The sequence below is a fragment of the Nocardia sp. NPDC051321 genome (assembly GCF_044455225.1).
Lineage (GTDB): Bacteria > Actinomycetota > Actinomycetes > Mycobacteriales > Mycobacteriaceae > Nocardia.
Genome location: NZ_JBITEM010000001.1, coordinates 15,680 through 32,543, shown reverse-complemented (window position 1 = coordinate 32,543; position 16,864 = coordinate 15,680). Strand labels below are relative to the sequence as shown.

The following is a 16,864-nucleotide window of genomic DNA, read 5'->3' as shown; positions in this document are numbered from 1 at the left end:
ATGCCAAGCAGCGTACTGCCGGATACTCAGGGCCACAACCGATCACAGGTTGCCGCGGGCGTCCTGTTCGCGTTCGATCGCCTCGAAGAGGGCCTTGAAGTTGCCCTTGCCGAAACCGAGCGAGCCGTGCCGCTCGATCAGCTCGAAGAAGACGGTGGGGCGGTCGGTGATCGGCTTGGTGAAAATCTGCAGCAGATAGCCGTCTTCGTCGCGATCGACCAGGATGCCGCGGCTCTGCAGCTCTTCCACCGGAACGCGTACGTGGCCGATCCTGGCGCGCAGTTCCGGGTCCTCGTAATAGGAGTCGGGCGCGTCGAGGAACTCGATGCCTTCGCGGCGCAGTGCGTCGACACAGGCCAGGATGTCGCCGGTGGCGAGCGCGATGTGCTGGACGCCGGGACCGCGATAGAACTCGAGATACTCGTCGATCTGGGACTTCTTCTTGCTGACCGCGGGCTCGTTGAGCGGGAACTTCACCCGGTGGTTGCCGTTGGCGACGACCTTGCTCATCAGGGCGGAGTATTCGGTGGCGATATCGTCGCCGACGAACTCGGCCATATTTGTGAAACCCATGACGCGGCGGTAGAACTCGACCCACTCGTCCATCTGACCGAGCTCCACGTTCCCGACGACGTGGTCGATGGCCTGGAACAGCCGGTTCCGCGCGCCTTCCCTCGGCTGGTAGCCCGCGCGACGGGTGATGTAGCCGGGCAGATAGGGGCCGTTGTAGCCGGAACGGTCGACCAGGGTGTGCCGGGTCTCGCCGTAGGTGGCGATGGCGGCGGACCGGACGGTGCCGAATTCGTCTGTCTCGTCGCGTGGTTCGACGAGGACGGTGGCGCCGTGCGTGCGCGCCCATTCGATGCAGCGGTCCACATCGGGCACCTCGAGCGCGATGTCGATGACGCCGTCGCCGTGCCGATCGTGGTGCGCGACCAGGGGGCTGTCCGGGTCGACCGCGCCCTTGACCACGAACCGGGCGCCGCCGCTGCGCAGCACATACGCCTTGTGGTCACGGTTGCCGGTCTCCGGACCGGAATAGGCCTCCAGGCGCATGCCGAAGGCGGATTCCAGGAAATGCGCGGTCTGGGTCGCGTTGCCGACGACCCAGACGAGGGCGTCCCAGCCGATCACCGGGAAGTTGTCGACGCTGGTGTCGTGGTCCACCAGACCGACGAGCTTGCGCAGCTCAGTGTCGGTGGGGCCGGTGCTCGGCGCCGTGCTGGACTGGGCGTTGGGCATCTGCTCGATGGTCATGCACCAAGTAATCGTCAGGGTCGGCCGATAGGCAACAGCGGCGATTTTCGATAGACACTCTGGCGAATTCGGCTAGGAAGTCCCCCTGAATGCTGGACAATTTGAATAGCATCAGCTGGCTGGTGCTATCCATGGCTGGAAGCCCAGCCTGTGCTCGGAACGGAGGCCGCCATGTCACGAACGCCGGCGAAACTTGACGAACTCGATCTCGCGATTCTGACCGCGATGCACGAATACCAGAAAGCGGGCATCCTCGAGCTGTCCCGGCGGACGCGGGTCGCCAGGGCGACCGTGCAGTCCAGGATCGGGCGAATGGAGGAATCCGGGGTCATCGCCTCCTACGATCCGCAAATCGACGTCACCGCAGCGGGTTTCGACGTGCAGGCGTTCGTCACGCTGGAGATCGCGCAGGGCGCGCTCGACGCGGTCGCGGCCGAATTGGAAACGATCCCAGGGGTTTTGGAGGCCTACGCGACCACCGGCACCGGCGACGTGTGGTGCCGGATCGGCGCGGACTCGCACGCCGGGCTGCAGTCGGTGCTGCTGAGCATCGACCGGACCACGTCGGTGGTGCGGTCGCACAGCGTCATCGTCCTGTCGACCGTGGTGCCGTTTCGCACGCTGCCGCTGTTGCGCACGCTCGATCCGGCGGGAAACACGAAGGCGCCTGCCTATCGCGCGGCGCACGAAAGGTAGCCGCGTCTACGCTCGCTGAGCGGCGGTGCGGATGTTCGTCGCGAGAGATCGACGGCGAGACCGGTGATGAGCGAGACGACAACCGAATCCAGCACACCCCATTCCCGTGCCACCTGGGCGGAGCTGTTCTTCGACCTGGTGCTCGTCTTCGCGGTCACGCAAACCGCGCACGTGCTCGCGCACCAGCCCTCGATCGGTGCGCTCGGGCACGCGCTGGTGCTGCTCGCGCCGCTGTGGTGGGGCTGGGTCGGGGTGACCGTCCTTGTCAACAACGTCGAGGAGACGCACGCGCAGCGGCTGGTGCTGTTCACCAGCGGCCTGTGCATCTTCCTGATGGCGGTGGCGGCGCCCTCGGCGCTCGATCAACCACGCGGCGCGGCAATGGTATTCGCGTCAGCGCATCTGGTGTTGCGGATCGTGTTGCTCATCGCGACCATGCGGGCGCACACGTTCGAGACCGCGATCAATCCGTTCAGTGTTGGACTGGTGACCGGAGTCGCGATCTTCGCGAGCGTCCCACTGCCCGAACATCTTCGACTGTGGGTATGGACCGGTGCGCTGGTCGTGCAGCTCGGCGCTCCGCTGTTCTACAGCCGAGCGCTGCGTGGCAGAACCCTTGGCGTCTCACACCTTTCGGAGCGGTTCGGGTTGGTCGTCATCATCGCGCTCGGCGAGTCGGTGGTGGACGCGGGCGCGCAGGCCGCCTCCACCGGGTTGACGGTGCCGGTGGTGACCGCGCTGGTGCTCGGCTTCATGGTCGGCGCCGGATTGTGGTGGCTGTATTTCCAATTCACCTCGAAGGTGATCGAGCACGCGCTGGCGACGCGGTCGGCGCCGGGGCTGATCATGCGAGATGTGCTGAGCTACGGGCATTTCGCGCTGGTAGCCGCGCTGGTGGCGGTAGCGGTCGGGCTCGGGCACGCGGCGGCCGATCCGGGGCACACCGCGCACGGTGTGGCGGCCATGCTGGCGCCGGGTGGTGCGGCGCTGTTCGTCGCGACGTTCGTATTCACCCGCTGGCGGACGGTCGGGGCACCCGCCCTGGGCCGGGTGGTCACCGCCGGCGCCCTCATCGCGGTCGCGGCGGTGTCGTCGTTGCTACCCGCGATTGTCGTTGTCGCGCTGACGGCGGCCGTGCTCGTCACGATCAATGTGTACGAGCATCTGCTCGTGGGGTCGGGACGTCCGGTGCCCGAGTTGCGGTTTCACCGCGGAGCGCGAACGCCGTAGCGGATCAGGGTCGCAAGTCGGCGTCGACTTCCAGGATTTCCACTCGCGGTTCCTTGTCGGGCTCCACGAAGCCGAGCAGCGCGTTGGATTCGGCTTCCACCGCCGCACGCTCGGCCTTCGTCCAGGTCCGGGTGGGGCTGATGCGCAGGCGTGCCGCGCCGGCTTCCGGGAAGATCTTGTACAGGCCGGAGAGATAGCCGTCGACCAGCACCGGTGCGACCGCGGAGGCGAACGCGCGCAGCGGCGATCCGGCACCCTCGGGCACAATTCTGGTCCGATCCTGATGGGAGAGAACGGCGTTGTCGTACCAACCGAGCAGCCGCACCGGCGCGGGGAGTTCCGGATCGGCCAGTTCGCCGTCGGCGACGTCGTAGAGGGTGCGGCCGCGCTCGTCGGTGTAGGTGCGCACGCGGTCGCCGAGCTGGTCGAGCGCCTGCTTCATGCCGAGCAGCTTCGACCAGGTCTGCATGTCCATGGTGCTGGCGGGGCCGAAGGCGCGCAGGTAGCGAACGAGCAACTCCGCCAACGGATAGGCCGGGTCGAGCGGCGCGCCGAGCCACGGCTCGACCCTGGACCAGATCGGTCTGCTGTTGTCCTTCCATTTGCCGCGCGGCGGGGTCTGCAGGACCGGCAGCTGAATGAGCCAGGTCTGCACGACCATGCCGGGGTTGCGGTCCGGGTAGATCTCGGCGGCGTGCTTTCGCAGCTCGGCGGCGGACATCGGCTCGTCGCCGAAGACCCGTTCACCGTGCGCACGCACCTCGTCGGGATCGAGGCCGACCATCGCGCCGTAGTTGAAACCCTTTCGGAAGGGGATCTTTTCGAGTTCCGGCTGGACGTGCGGCGCGATCCGCAGCGCGTCCATCGGGGTCACCAGGTGAATGGTGCCGCGCATCAAGGTGATTCGGACCAGCGAACGGTCCTCCAGTGCGTCCGACACCACCGCAGGGTCGAAATCCGCTATGCGACTCCATAATCCGACGAACGGCGGCGGTGAGTCCTGGGCTTGCAGACCGATCAGATGGTCGCACATCTGGTGCACCGTGAGCTGCGAGCGCTCCAGCAAGTGCTGGCGGGCCAAGAGCGTACGGTTCAATGTTCGGTTAGACAGCATGCGCGACATCCCAGCGGCCGGGCGAGAAGGTGGGCCAAGATTCGCGTCAGCGGAGCGTGACCACGACTTTGCCGGTCGCGGTGCGGTTGTCCAGCGAGGCGATCGCTTCGGCGGCCCGCTCCAGCGGGTACAGCACCGGCTTCGGCGCCTCGATCTTGCCCGCGGCGAGCAGCGGTGCCACCTCGGCCCATTGCTCGGCCAGGTAACCGGGGTGCGTCATCACCCATTCGCCCCAGGCCGCGCCGATCACCTCGACGTTCTTCAGCAGCAGTCGATTCACCTTCACGGTGGGGATCTCACCCGCGGTGAAGCCGACCACCAGCAGGCGGCCCGCCGAAGCGAGCGAACGCACGCTGTCGGTGAACCGGTCGCCGCCCACCGGGTCGAGCACGATGTCCACGCCGCGACCGCCGGTGAGTTCCTTGACCGCCGCGAGCCAACCGTCGGCGAGCACCACATCGGTGGCGCCGTTGGCCCGGGCCACCTCGGCCTTGGCCTCGGTGCTGACCACCGCGATCACCCGGCCCGCGCCGAGCGCGGCCGCCATCCGCAGCGTCGAGGTGCCGATGCCGCCCGCGGCGCCGTGCACGAGCACCGTCTCACCCTCGGCCAGCCTGCCGCGCTTGCGCAGGCAGAACTGCACGGTCAGGTCGTTGAACAGGATGCCTGCCCCGGCCTCCAGGGAAACGTTGTCCGGCAGCTTGAACACCATCGGGGTGGCCGCGACTGCCACCTCTGCCATGGCATTGCCGAGCAGCGTCAGCGCGACAACCCGGTCGCCTGCCTTGACGTGCGCGTCCTCCGGCGCTTCGCGCACGATGCCCGCGACCTCGCCGCCGACGACGAACGGCAGCTCCGGCTTCATCTGATACAGCCCGCGCGTCATCAGCACGTCCGGGAACGCGACACCGGCCGCGTGCACGTCGATCACCACGCCCCCCGGGTACGCCTTGGGCTCCGGGACGTCCACGATCTCGACCGACTCCGGTCCCTCCAGCTTGCTGACCTGGGCTGCGCGCATCTGCCGACCTCTCTGTCGTGGCACCGGCCTGTCTCCGTGCCGGCGCCGCCGTGATCAACGTAACCCGCGCCGACTCGGCCTGCTCAACCTGTCAGCGTTTGGCAGTCCAGGCCCGCCCGAGGGCCCTGTTCGGCCGACTCCGTTTTGCTATGCTGACCGCGACCTATGGTCGGGCGTGAAGGGGGACTCATGGTCGAGCGCAATCAACCGTCGTCGACGAGTGTGCAGGTAGATCCGGGCGCACTGCGATCGTTCGCGCAAACACTCGGCACCGAAGCCGGGGAGGTGACCGGGCTGAACGCGGGGGGAGCGCTATCGGCCGCGGCAGGCGCGCTACCCGGCACCGAATTCGGTACCGCGGCAAACCAGGCCAACGATGTTGTCAATCGCTGCCTGCAGCGGATCGGCGGCCGGCTGACCACCATCGCCGACAATTTGCACAACGCCGCGGGGAAATACGAACTGGCCGAAGACGATTTCGCCGCGAAGCTCCGCGCGATCGGACTGTCCTCATGACCCTCAGCATCCCGGACGTAGAAAACTGGAAGCCCGAACAGCTCACCGCCGCGGGCGAACAAGCGGGGACCATGTCGCAAAACCTCGACACCGCGGTCGGCAAGGGCTCCACCCAGACGAAGTCGCTGGAAGACGGCAAGAAGTGGTCCGGAACGGCGGGTGACGCCGCGAACGCGCGGATGGACACCGAGAAGACCCGGTCCTCCGCGGTGAGTGCCGCACTGCTGGAACTGAAGACGGCCTTCACTTCCCAGACGCAGAATCTGGTCGAGGCGAAGAACAAGGTGATCCAACTGCGCGACGACGCGATCAACCAGTCCCCGCCGTTCGATGTTGAGCCCAACGGAACCGTCAACGCCACCACCCGGATCGCTGCCCTGCGTGAGCATTCGGACAAGGCGAACGTGGAGGGGCTCGTTTTCCAAGAGTCACTGCAGGCGGCGTCCAGGACCTGGGAACTGACCAATGCGCTGAAAACCGCGGAAACCGTGGCGGGCCAAGCGAAAACGCAGGTGGACGGCGCGGTGGCGAAGTTAGAGCAGGCGTTCAGCGGGCTCGGTGAGCCGAGCGCGAACGTTGCGCCGCCGGCGAGTACGGTGCCTGCCAGCGTGAGCTCGCCTGCCGCGGTGAGTAATAATCCTTCGCCTTCATCGCACAAGCCGAATTATGCGATGGGGAATCACAATAACTCCGGATCGTCTTCCGGTAGTCCGTACAGCAGTAGTTATAGCGGTTCGGGGAGTCCGAGTTCGAGTGCCCCGACCGGTCCGATGCCCAGCGGCGACATGGCGAAGTGGATCGCGGAGGCCAAGCAGAAGCTCATCGAAATGGGTTACGACCCCAAGGATATCGATGAGAGCGCCATTGCCACGATCATCGAATATGAGTCGTCGGGCAATCCCTACGCGGAAAACAGGACGGACAGCAACTGGGTGGCGGGGCATCCGTCGAAGGGGCTGATGCAGACGATCGATAGCACCTTCAACGCCTACAAAGCACCTGGGCACGACGACATTTGGAACCCGGTGGACAACATCATCGCGGGCGTTCGCTATTCGATCGACACGTATGGATCGGTCAACAACGTTCCGGGCGTGGTGGCGGTCAACTCAGGCGGCGCATATCGGGGCTACTGACGCCCAGCCCGTTATCGCTGACTGTTGGCGAGCAACGCGTATTGCGCGGCTGCTCGTTGCTGCGTTTCCCACAATCGAGAACCGAGCACCAAAGCCGCATACCGCTGGTAGGCGACAAAGCATCTGAATTGAGCGTCCTTCGGCGCAACATAGTCCTGAACACACAGCGCGCCAGGCACGCCATCCGGCGGATCGACATTTCGCCGGTTCACCGCGTCATCGAGTTCGGCCGATTCCTGCACGAATCGTGTGGCTGCGGCATCGTCGCGAGTCCGGAACCCGAATGCGTTGGGCGTCACCGCGACCCGGTCCACGCCGGCTCGTTGCAACACCGGGAAGCGGCCCGACTGATCGAGCACATAGTTCAGGTAGCCACGTAAGGTCAGCACCACCTCACCCTGTCCATCAGGAGGGGGTACAACACCTCTTTCATGCACGACCCTGACCAGCAGGCCGTCCGGGTCTTGGCGCAGAGTATTGAATTTTCCCGTCGGTGTCGGCGTAAATTTGTCCAGTTCACCGACTTCGGCATCGAGATACTTCTGCGTCGATTCGACCAACTGGTTGATGTCGGTAGTTCGCGCGTCCGCGAGCACGCTGATCACGTAAATCCCATGCGGTGTCGTGCTACCCAGCGTAGGCACGGCTGGACGCCAATGTGCCCGGGAGTCAGGGTATTTCGGGAGGGTGACCGCAACGTTCTCGGGATTGATCGCGAAGTCGGCGGTATCGAGTTCGGCCGCAGCCGACTTCGCGGCAGTTGGATCGGGAAACCGCAGCACCGTTACGGTCAGCCCGGCACGCTGATTGCTGTCTTCCGAACCCTTCATCAGCGGTAGTTTCTCGTCGGCCGAACCTGTCGAGAATCCAAGGAGGAAGCCGTATTTCAGCAATACCGGAACCGCTGGCTCGGCGAGATACTGCATCACTGATTGCACGTCGGTATGCGCCAGCGCCGTTGCTCCAGCGGAATACTTGCTGTCCACCTCGTGTGGGCTCAATACCGCATCGGCCAATCGCGCGGCCTCCAGCCTGGCATATCCGAGGTCGTCCAAGCGCTTGGCAAGTTTGGGCGGTGTGGTCGGAAACCTGCCGGTGTCCAGCGCCCGTACATCGGGTTCACCAGGCAGACCGCTTCCCCGCACCGTGCTGCCGCAGCCACACGCCAAGACTAGGGCGACCAGAACCACGACCCATGACATGGCCGTCCGTGACTTCGAGTTCATCAGCTCACCTGCGGAAGGTTGTCCAGGATGTTCTGCAGCACCTGTTGCGCTGCGAGACACCGAAATTCGGGGTGTTCCGGCGTCGACGAATTGTCGATCCGCACCGTCACCACCTCTGCCTCACTGCTGTCGATCCGCCGATACTCCGCCTGGCGGATGCAGGTCCGCGATTGCAATTCCGCGTCGTCCAGAAAGACGATATTGCCGCCACCGAGGTCGAACGGTATCGGCTTCTCGGTCGGCACCAAGACCTTCGAGCGTTCGAACGACACGGTGGTGATGTCTGCGGCGACCCACTTGCAGGTATGGAGCGAATCGGTTTCACCATGAACGAGATCGCCGATGTTCAACTTGACGACGATCGAGTCGACCAACGCGCACGGGTCGTGCCGGGCGAGGGAACTGCGAATGTTGGGGAGTTGCGGCGGACCTTCCGTCATCCGATGGGCAAGCTCGGCCGCGGCCGCGTCGGCAACGCCGCACAACTTATCGGATTGCGCACCCTTCACCCGTATCGCGATTCCGTACTGCGGATCCGTTTTCGCGGGGAACAGCGCCCGGCCGCAGCTGTCGGTTCCGCTGGTCACGTCCTCCAGTACCGGAACCCCTGTTACGCGCTTACCATTGTCTCGATAGCCTTCGATACGCTTGATATCGACGTCGAACTGATAGCCGCCCGCTTCGGCCGCGCAGTTACCCCACTGCGTAGAGCTTGGCGCCTTCGTCCAATCCCCCAACGAAGAAACCAGTGGATCTTTGACCGCTGCGCACACATCGATCGACCGGAGCTTCGTGAGATTCAGTGCCGCAAGCGGATTCACCGTCGGTTCGGTCGGCTGATCGTCACTACCGCCGAATAAGGCGGTTCCCGCGAGGACGCCGATCACCAAAACCACCACCGCCGAGGCCGCGATCAGAACCTGCTTTCGCCGCCTACGCAGCGAACTGGCGCGTTGAATCTCTACAAGTGCCTGCAATCGCTGCTCGAACGCATCGACGCTGGATGACTCGGCGACGGACGAAACAGGGCCCACGATCTGGGTGGCTTCCGGATCGGCCAGCAACGCCGACATCTCGGCTTCCTGTTCGATTATCGCTTTGTGCACCTGGGGCGACCAGGGTCGATGCTGCGGTGGCAGCGGTCCGAGAAAGTCGAGGAGCTGGGCGGGCGTCGGGCGCTCCTGTGGGTCTTTGCTCAGGCACGGAGCAACCAATTCCCGTACCTCGGGCGACAATCCGCTCAGATCGGGTTCGGTGTGCACAATGTTGTAGAGCGTGTGTGGCAGGGACGATCCAGCAAAAGGACTCGCGCCACCGGCCGCCATCGCGAGAACAGCACCAAGGGAAAACATGTCACTGGCCGACGTAAGCGGCAATGATTGCGCTTGCTCCGGTGACATGAATGCGGGCGAACCGATGATCGAGCCGGTGTGGGTCAGCTCGGACCGCCCCTCGACCGCTCGCGCGATACCGAAGTCGATGACCCTTGGCCCGTCCTCGGCGAGAATCACGTTGGCGGGCTTGAGATCCCGATGGATCAGACCGACACCATGGATGGCCTGCAAAGCCGACGCCAGCCCGATCGCCAGCTTGTGTAGCTCGTCTGCGGTGAGCGGGCCAAAGTCCTTGACTGCCTTGTCTAATGGCACTCCGGGCACGAAAACCGAAGCGAGCCAAGGATCTTCCGATTCGACGTCGAAGTCGACCACCGCGGCGGTAAAAGCACCCGAGACCTTCGCGGAGGTCTGCACCTCACGGCGAAAACGAGGCAGGAAGTCTTCCTCGGTCACCAAGTGTTGATGCACCTGTTTGATCGCGACCAGGCGACCGTCGGGGCCGACACCGAGCAGGACCCGCCCCATTCCACCAGAGCCGAGCTGACCGAGCAGGCGATACCGGCCGATCCGATCGGGATCGCCCGACTCCAAGCGGGTTACCATCAGGAACCCTCCCGCCGTGCCGCGATACCGGTGAGTATCGCTTCGGTCGTGGCACAGGCTGTTTCAGCCGCGCCGGCCACTGTCGGTTGCGCAGTCACGGCGATCTGTTCTCCTCGATCTTCGATAGTCGGGCGCACCAGATAGTAGGTGGCGCACGTTCCGTCGGGGTCGATACGGCGCGCTGACAGGAAATCACCGTACCTACCGCCATTCACCAGAAGTCTGGTGTACCCCGGAGCTGAATCGACTCGTTTGCTCTCGGCAGTGTGCACGGTGATCGCGAATGGAGTGCCCGTCCAGGTGCAGGTGTGGACGTCTACCGGTGTTGGCTGTACACCGGAACCCACCTGCGGGGCGAGGACGTCCGGACCGACCGACTCGCACGGAACGATCCGGATGACAGACTGTTTCGCCGCATTCACACTCGGTGGATTGCTCACCAGTCGGCTGACAACGGCCCTCAGGGCATCAGTCGCCAGCTTGCAGGAATCGCCCTCGGCTTCGCTGATCTTCACCTCGACGCCGACTTTCGGTTGGTCGCGTACCGCAACCAACCGCGCACACGAACGCGGGTCTGTCGTGGTGTCCAGCATGGACCTCCCCGCGACCAGCTCGGTGAGCTGCTTACCTCGCGCCACAGATGTCCCGATACCCACTGTCAGCTGCGTTTGCCGTCCACCCTGCTCGATGAATTTCGTGCCGCAGAGCGAAGAATCCGCCAACTCCGGTTTGACAGCCTGCCCCAACTTGCCGAGGACGTCGTTGCCGACCAGCTCGCAAGTATCGGTGAGACGCAACTGCTCATCCGTCAGTTCCAGCGTGCGGTTCGCCAGCGGGTCTTGGGGCTGCGGGTTGTTGCGGCTGACCAGCACGGCGGTGACCGTACCTGCGACCAGCAGCACCAGAATAGCCGCTGCGGCAACCCATCTCGCGGTACGACGAGGCGGTTCGTCCGGCAGCACACCACCGTTGTCGGCCCAGCGTTCGGCGTCCGCCCGGTCTTGAACGATCTGCCGCCGGACACCGGCAGGCCACCCGGATCGCCCGGTGATCGCCCCTACCGCGTCGATCAATTGCCTCGGCGCGGGGCGCCGCGCGGGGTCCTTGTCCAGGCAGGCGTCCACGATGGGACGCAACGGCGCGGGCACGCGACTGGTGTCCGGGTGGTTGTGCACAACGTTGTACAGGGTCTGGGGTGCCGAGGCGCCGAGGAACGGGCTCTGCCCCGTCGCCGCCATGACCAGCATCGCACCGACCGAGAAAACGTCACTGGCGGTGGTGAGTTCGCGGCCTGACGCCTGTTCCGGCGACATGAAGGCCGGGGAGCCGACCAGCGTTCCGGTGCTGGTGATCTGGAGGTCTGCTTCCAGCGCGCGGGCGATGCCGAAATCGATGACGCGCGGGCCGTCTTCCGCGAGCAGGACATTGGAGGGTTTGAGGTCGCGGTGGATCATGCCGGCGCGGTGGATTTCCAGCAGCGCGGAACCGAGACCCGCGGTGAGCAAACGCAGTCCGCCGAGCGGCATCGGGCCGTGCTGATCGATGGCTTCGCGCAGCGCGGGGCCGGGCACGAAAACCGAGGCCAGCCAGGGTTCTTGGGCTTCCGGGTCGGCGTCCATCACGGCGGCGGTGTAGGCGCCGGTGACGCGTTGGGAGGCCTGCACCTCCAGGCGGAAGCGAGCGCGGAACTCGGGGTTCTTGGCGAGGTGGCGATGGATCATCTTGACCGCGACCAGGCGACCGTCGGGCGAACGGTCGAGCAGCACGCGACCCATGGCGCCCTGGCCGATGACCGCGATCAACTGGTGGCGGCCTGCCGTGCGCGGGTCGTGACGGCCGAGCGGCTTCACCGTTGTCCTCCCCTGTCGTGCCTGTTGCGGATCGTACCGGTGCGGCTGTGACACGTCCTGGTGTCGCCGGACGACCGGAAGCCGGCGCAGTGTTTGTCAGGCGAAGGTTTGGTTGCGGGCGGCGAGGGCGGTGCGGAGTTTGGTGATGGCGGTCGGGCCTACGCCGTGCAGTGCGGCGAGGTCGCGCTCGGTCCAGGAGGTGAGGTCGTCGAGGCGGCGGATTCCGGCTGCGGCCAGGGCTCGTTCAGCGGGTTTGCCGAGTTTGCCGGGCAGATCCGAATCGCTCATGGCGTCCATGATGCCTGGTAGCGGCGTTGTTCGCGGGCATACCGTCGGCTACCTACGCACTCGACGCGATGGTGTGACGTACGACCCGTAAAGTCGTCTCACAACAGCACCACACGAAGAACGCGGCACACCGTGCAGCGCGAGGAGCACCAGTGTCACTCGATCAGCCACTCGCCCCGCTTCCCCAGGAGGGCATGGGCTTTGCTTCGGCGTGGCCCATCCGGGCGGGCGATGTGGACCCCTACTCCCGGCTGCGATTCGACGCCGTCGCCCGCTACCTGCAGGACATCGCCTGGGAAAATCTGCATAAGACGTTCTTGAGCCGCAGCGACCCCAATTGGATTGTGCGCCGCACGGTGATCGACGTGATCCGGCCGATCCTGTGGCCGGACGAGGTGCGGCTGCTGCGCTGGTGCTCGGCGATGTCGACCCGCTGGACGAACATGCGGGTGCGGGTCACCAGCGCGAACGGTGGGCTGATCGAGACCGAGGGTTTCTGGATCAATATCAGCGAGTCGACCGGGATGCCCGCGCGGATCAGCGACGAGGGCCTGGCCTATCTGGCGCAGACCACGCAGGAACACCGGCTGCGCTGGCGTCCGTATCTGACCGACACCGCGCCATCGGAGTCGGACACCGACATGCCATTTCCCGTGCGCGCGACCGACATCGACCAGTACAACCACGTCAACAACGCCTGCTACTGGCAGGCGGTGGAACAGTTCATGGTCGAGTACCCCAAGCTGCTCGCCGGTCCGCATCGCGCGGTCATCGAGTACGTGGCGCCGGTGCTCGCCCGCCAGCACGTGACCGTGCGCAGCCGCTTCGAGCCGGGCGACCGCACCGGCCGACCGGTGCTTCGGCTGTGGTTCGTGGTCGGCGGCACGACGACGACCGTCGTCCGCATCATGCCGCTGCCGCCCGAATAGGCCACGGCCGACCGGAACTCGCGGCTCCGGTCGGCGGCATCGTTCGCCTCAGCCGCGCGCGGCCTTCAGCAGATCCTCGCGGGTGGTGAACTTGACCCGCGGTCGTCCCGCCGACTTGCCCGCGGCCTTCTCGGCCTGATCGATCGCGCGCCAGCCTTCCCGATCCACCAGATCGGCCTGCCGCTCACCCAGCAACGCCTTCAGCGCCGCTCGATCCGCCTCGGGCGCATCGAGTTTGCCGCTGGTGAAGTCGGCGATCAGGTTCTCCACGGTTTCCTCGGCGTCGGTCCGGTTCGAGCCGATGACACCGCGCGGGCCGCGCTTGATCCAGCCGCTCGCGTACACACCGGACAGCGGGGTGCCGTCGGTGCCGAGCACCCGGCCGTGTTCGTTCGGCATCACGCCGCGCCGCTCGTCGAACGGCACGTCGGCGACGGCCGCGCCGCGATAGCCGATGGAACGCAGCACCAGCGAGGCCTCGATCCGCTCGGTGCGGTCGGTGGACCGGGCCACCAATTGGCCGTCCTCCTCGAACAATTCGTTGTGCACGAACTCGATCGCCTCGACGTGCTCGGTGCCGGTGAGCGCGGTCGGCGAGGCCAGGTAGCGGAAGACGATCCGCTTGTGGCTCGGATCGCGCGGGGCGCCCGCGTACTCCTCGGCGAGGGTGTACTTGAGCTTCAGCGACGGCTCGACGTCCGGGTCGTCCAGCAGGGCCTGGCTGGCGTGATCGAGCGCGAGATCGGACTCGTCGACGACCACGTCGATGCCCTTCAGGTGCGCCAGCGCGAGGAACTCCGACGACGTGTACGCCGCCTGCAGCGGGCCGCGACGGCCGAGCACGACGACCTCGCGAATATTGCTGCGCCGCAGGGCGTCCAGCGCGTGGTCGGCGATGTCGGTCTTGGCCAGCTCGTCCGGGTCGACGGTCAGCACGCGCGCGACGTCGAGCGCGACATTGCCGTTGCCGACGATCACCGCCCGCTCGCCGGACAGGTCGAACTGCCGGTCCGCGAAGTCGGGATGGCCGTTGTACCAGGCGACGAACTCGGTGGCCGAATGGCTGCCCGGCAGGTCCTCGCCCGGCACATCGAGGCGGCGGTCGGTGGACGCGCCGACCGCGTAGATGACGGCGTGATGGTGGCGCAGCAATTCCTCGTGCGAGATGTGCGTGCCGATCTCCACATTGAGGTAGTACTGCAGGGTCTCGCGCCGGAACGCGGACTCGAACAAGCTCGACACCGTCTTGGTGCCCGGGTGATCGGGCGCGACGCCCGCCCGGACCAGGCCCCACGGGGTCGGCACTCGGTCGAACATCTCGATCTCCACGTCGGCCCTGCGCAGCAGCTCGTCGGCGGCATAACAGGCCGCGGGACCGGCACCGACGATCGCGACCCGCAGGGTGCCGAGTTCCTTCGGCGGCCGCGGCGGGGTGACGATCGGATCGAAGTTGGATTCCAGCGGATGCCGTTCGAAATAGGCTGCATTGATGTCGCGGTATCTGGCCAGCGATGCGGTCAGGTCGTCCTCGGAGAAGATCGCCTCCACCGGGCACGCATCGACGCACGCACCGCAGTCGATACAGGTGTCGGGGTCGATGTAGAGCATCTCGGTCGTCGCGAACTCCGGTTGGTCCGGGGTCGGACGGATGCAATCGACAGGGCACTCGGAAACGCAGCTGGCGTCGTTGCAACAACGCTGCGTGATTACGTAGGCCATATTGTGCAGATCCTCGAAGATGTACGTGGGCTATAGGCCACCCGGTGGGCAGAGGTGGACAGAAACGTCACGCCGCGGGGAGCCCCGCGATGTGACGCCGCTTTCAGTTTGCCTCGAGTGTGTTCGAGGCCATGCGACCGGAGGCCTTACGGTATCTCCATGGTGCGGACTCTGATCCTCATGCGACACGGCAAGTCGGCGTATCCCGACGGTGTCGCCGACCACGAACGCCCGCTGGCGCCGCGCGGACAGCGCGAGGCGGGACTGGCGGGCGACTGGTTGCGCAAAACCCAGCCGCCGATCGACGCGGTGCGCTGTTCCACCGCCACGCGCACCAGGGAAACCCTCGCCGCCACCGGTATCGACGCGCCGGTGGTCTACGAGGCGGGGATCTACGAGGCCTCCCCGCAAAGCCTCATCGAGCTGGTGCAGCTCAGCGACGACGACGTATCGACGCTGCTGGTGATCGGGCACGCGCCCGGAATGCCGTGGACGGCATGGGAATTGGCGAGCAATCGAAGTTCGACGCCCGCTGTCGAGCTCAGCCGCAAGTTCCCCACCTCGGCGCTGGCCGTGCTGGAATTCGACCGGCCATGGCCGCAGGTCGATCCGGGAACCGGTGAGCTGGTGCGTTTCCACATCCCCCGCTGAACCGGCAGTCAGTTCAGCAACTTGCCGCCGACCACCACGACCACGCCGAGCACGACCAGCAGCACGAACGCGGCGAACCCGCCGAGCAGCCACCACACGACGGCGAGAGCGAGCACCACCGGTGCCACCGCGATGGCGGTGATCACCGGGCTTTCCTTGACCGTTGCCAGGGCCGAGCGGGCCCTGATCCGGTTGACGTCCTTACCAGGCATGTCCCCAGGGTAGGCCGGAAGTCCGGACTTTGTCGGTGACCGATGAGATGCTCGGGCGATGGATTGGAAAATCGAGCTCATCGCGATTCCCGTGACCGACGTGGATCGCGCGAAGGACTTCTACACCAAGATCGGATTCAACGCCGATCACGACCACCGGGTCAACGAGAACCTGCGATTCGTGCAGCTCACGCCGCCCGGGTCCGGGTGCTCGATTTGCATCGGCGAGGGGCTCACCGAAGCCGCGCCGGGGAGCGTGCGCGGGATGCAGATCGTGGTTTCCAGCGCGGAGGACGCGTACAAGGAGTTGGTGGCCGCTGGGGTGGACGCGACCCCGGTGGAGACGCTGGACTGGGGCAAGTTCACGTACTTCGCCGACCCGGATGGGAATCGGTGGGCGATACAGGAATTGCCGAAGTACAACTGAGTGTGGGTTTTTGGGCCTCCAGTAGGAGCAGTTCAGTCCAACTGGTCGAACTGCTCCAAGTGGATGGTCAACGAGCACGGCGAGGTGGTAGTGAACACATCGGTCACCTCGCCGTTATCGACATAGCCCAGTTCTTCGGTCAGCCGGAACGCCGCCAAGCTGAGCGGCGGATTCAGATCGATGATCCAGTAATGCGGTATTCCGGCATCGGCGTACTCGCTGCGCTTCATGACGTAATCCGTTCGCCGGGAGCCCGGCGAGACGATTTCGACGACAAGATGGGCGGCGTGGGCTCGAAGGATCCCACCTTCGGAACGGACTCGTTTGCGTTCGCTCCGTTCGATCACAACCAGATCTGGCCGACGGACCGTGGCGGGCCCGTCCTCGGGAACCAACTGCAGGTTGAGGTCGACATCGGGCACGGCGACCAAGTTAGGTGGAAGCTGAGGCTTCACCTGGGCATAGAGATCGCCACCAACAATGTTGTGGTCCGGCGTGGGCGACGGCGAAATAGTGAGTACCCCCTCTTGCAGCTCCCTACGGCAACGCTCGTCGTCTTCTCCGAGCGCCATGTAGTCAGCAATAGTCAGCAGCCGCCCTGGTTCCGGAAGTGCCGTCACCCTCGCTCCTCAGCTCGTCCCACCCCTGGTCA

The 16,864-nt window shown here is 65.5% G+C and carries 17 protein-coding genes; 7 read left to right on the top strand and 10 right to left on the bottom strand.

The window, feature by feature from the left end; genetic code table 11:
• Nucleotides 1–42: 42 nt before the first annotated feature.
• A complete protein-coding gene (gene hppD, locus ACIA8C_RS00175; protein WP_397130070.1) occupies nt 43–1,257 on the bottom strand; it encodes a 4-hydroxyphenylpyruvate dioxygenase in 1,215 nt (404 codons plus the stop codon).
• 171 nt (nt 1,258–1,428) lie between these two features.
• On the opposite strand from hppD, the gene ACIA8C_RS00170 reads away from it, so the two are divergent.
• Both ACIA8C_RS00170 and ACIA8C_RS00165 read left to right on the top strand, forming a co-directional pair.
• Nucleotides 1,429–1,953 (top strand): Lrp/AsnC family transcriptional regulator, encoded by a 525-nt coding sequence (locus ACIA8C_RS00170; RefSeq protein ID WP_396991230.1) that lies wholly within the window; start codon nt 1,429–1,431, stop codon nt 1,951–1,953.
• A 66-nt stretch (nt 1,954–2,019) separates the two neighbouring features.
• On the top strand, nt 2,020–3,183 hold the full coding sequence (locus tag ACIA8C_RS00165; RefSeq protein WP_397130069.1) for a low temperature requirement protein A: 1,164 nt from the start codon (nt 2,020–2,022) through the stop codon (nt 3,181–3,183).
• Nucleotides 3,184–3,187: 4 nt separating this feature from the next.
• Here the strand turns inward: ACIA8C_RS00165 and ACIA8C_RS00160 are convergent, their stop codons facing one another.
• Complete coding sequence (locus tag ACIA8C_RS00160) at nt 3,188–4,264, bottom strand: winged helix DNA-binding domain-containing protein (RefSeq protein ID WP_397130068.1); 1,077 nt, start codon at nt 4,262–4,264, stop codon at nt 3,188–3,190.
• Between the two features lie 79 nt (nt 4,265–4,343).
• Nucleotides 4,344–5,318 (bottom strand): NADPH:quinone oxidoreductase family protein, encoded by a 975-nt coding sequence (locus tag ACIA8C_RS00155; RefSeq protein WP_397130067.1) that lies wholly within the window; start codon nt 5,316–5,318, stop codon nt 4,344–4,346.
• Between the two features lie 189 nt (nt 5,319–5,507).
• Between ACIA8C_RS00155 and ACIA8C_RS00150 the strand changes: the two genes are divergently transcribed.
• Complete coding sequence (locus ACIA8C_RS00150; protein ID WP_397130066.1) at nt 5,508–5,834, top strand: type VII secretion target; 327 nt, start codon at nt 5,508–5,510, stop codon at nt 5,832–5,834.
• Entirely contained in the window at nt 5,831–6,970 is a 1,140-nt protein-coding gene (locus ACIA8C_RS00145; RefSeq protein WP_397130065.1) for a transglycosylase SLT domain-containing protein, read from the top strand. The genes ACIA8C_RS00150 and ACIA8C_RS00145 overlap by 4 nt, the downstream gene beginning before the upstream one ends.
• A gap of 11 nt (nt 6,971–6,981) precedes the next feature.
• Here ACIA8C_RS00145 and ACIA8C_RS00140 read toward each other — a convergent pair whose 3' ends face one another.
• The 4 genes from ACIA8C_RS00140 to ACIA8C_RS00125 form a co-directional block, all read right to left on the bottom strand.
• Nucleotides 6,982–8,196 carry a hypothetical protein gene (locus ACIA8C_RS00140; protein ID WP_397130064.1) on the bottom strand — a complete coding sequence of 405 codons (1,215 nt, stop codon included), beginning with the start codon at nt 8,194–8,196 and terminating at the stop codon, nt 6,982–6,984.
• Nucleotides 8,196–10,136, bottom strand: coding sequence for a serine/threonine-protein kinase (locus tag ACIA8C_RS00135; protein ID WP_397130063.1), 1,941 nt, complete (start codon nt 10,134–10,136; stop codon nt 8,196–8,198). Before ACIA8C_RS00135 ends, ACIA8C_RS00140 begins: the two co-directional genes overlap by 1 nt.
• Nucleotides 10,136–11,986 (bottom strand): serine/threonine-protein kinase, encoded by a 1,851-nt coding sequence (locus tag ACIA8C_RS00130; RefSeq protein ID WP_397130062.1) that lies wholly within the window; start codon nt 11,984–11,986, stop codon nt 10,136–10,138. Before ACIA8C_RS00130 ends, ACIA8C_RS00135 begins: the two co-directional genes overlap by 1 nt.
• A gap of 96 nt (nt 11,987–12,082) precedes the next feature.
• Nucleotides 12,083–12,274, bottom strand: coding sequence for a hypothetical protein (locus ACIA8C_RS00125; RefSeq protein ID WP_397130061.1), 192 nt, complete (start codon nt 12,272–12,274; stop codon nt 12,083–12,085).
• Between the two features lie 152 nt (nt 12,275–12,426).
• On the opposite strand from ACIA8C_RS00125, the gene ACIA8C_RS00120 reads away from it, so the two are divergent.
• Entirely contained in the window at nt 12,427–13,203 is a 777-nt protein-coding gene (locus tag ACIA8C_RS00120; RefSeq protein WP_397130060.1) for an acyl-[acyl-carrier-protein] thioesterase, read from the top strand.
• Between the two features lie 48 nt (nt 13,204–13,251).
• Here the strand turns inward: ACIA8C_RS00120 and ACIA8C_RS00115 are convergent, their stop codons facing one another.
• Entirely contained in the window at nt 13,252–14,922 is a 1,671-nt protein-coding gene (locus ACIA8C_RS00115; protein ID WP_397130059.1) for an FAD-dependent oxidoreductase, read from the bottom strand.
• Nucleotides 14,923–15,081: 159 nt separating this feature from the next.
• Here ACIA8C_RS00115 and ACIA8C_RS00110 point away from each other — a divergent pair, with 159 nt between their 5' ends.
• Nucleotides 15,082–15,573: a SixA phosphatase family protein gene (locus tag ACIA8C_RS00110; protein WP_397130058.1), complete on the top strand. Its 492-nt coding sequence runs from the start codon at nt 15,082–15,084 to the stop codon at nt 15,571–15,573.
• Nucleotides 15,574–15,581: 8 nt separating this feature from the next.
• Here the strand turns inward: ACIA8C_RS00110 and ACIA8C_RS00105 are convergent, their stop codons facing one another.
• Complete coding sequence (locus ACIA8C_RS00105; RefSeq protein WP_396991243.1) at nt 15,582–15,785, bottom strand: hypothetical protein; 204 nt, start codon at nt 15,783–15,785, stop codon at nt 15,582–15,584.
• Between the two features lie 58 nt (nt 15,786–15,843).
• Here ACIA8C_RS00105 and ACIA8C_RS00100 point away from each other — a divergent pair, with 58 nt between their 5' ends.
• Nucleotides 15,844–16,212 (top strand): glyoxalase superfamily protein, encoded by a 369-nt coding sequence (locus tag ACIA8C_RS00100; protein ID WP_397130057.1) that lies wholly within the window; start codon nt 15,844–15,846, stop codon nt 16,210–16,212.
• Nucleotides 16,213–16,244: 32 nt separating this feature from the next.
• On the opposite strand, the gene ACIA8C_RS00095 is transcribed toward ACIA8C_RS00100, so the two are convergent.
• Nucleotides 16,245–16,832: a Uma2 family endonuclease gene (locus ACIA8C_RS00095; protein ID WP_397130056.1), complete on the bottom strand. Its 588-nt coding sequence runs from the start codon at nt 16,830–16,832 to the stop codon at nt 16,245–16,247.
• Nucleotides 16,833–16,864 lie beyond the last annotated feature (32 nt).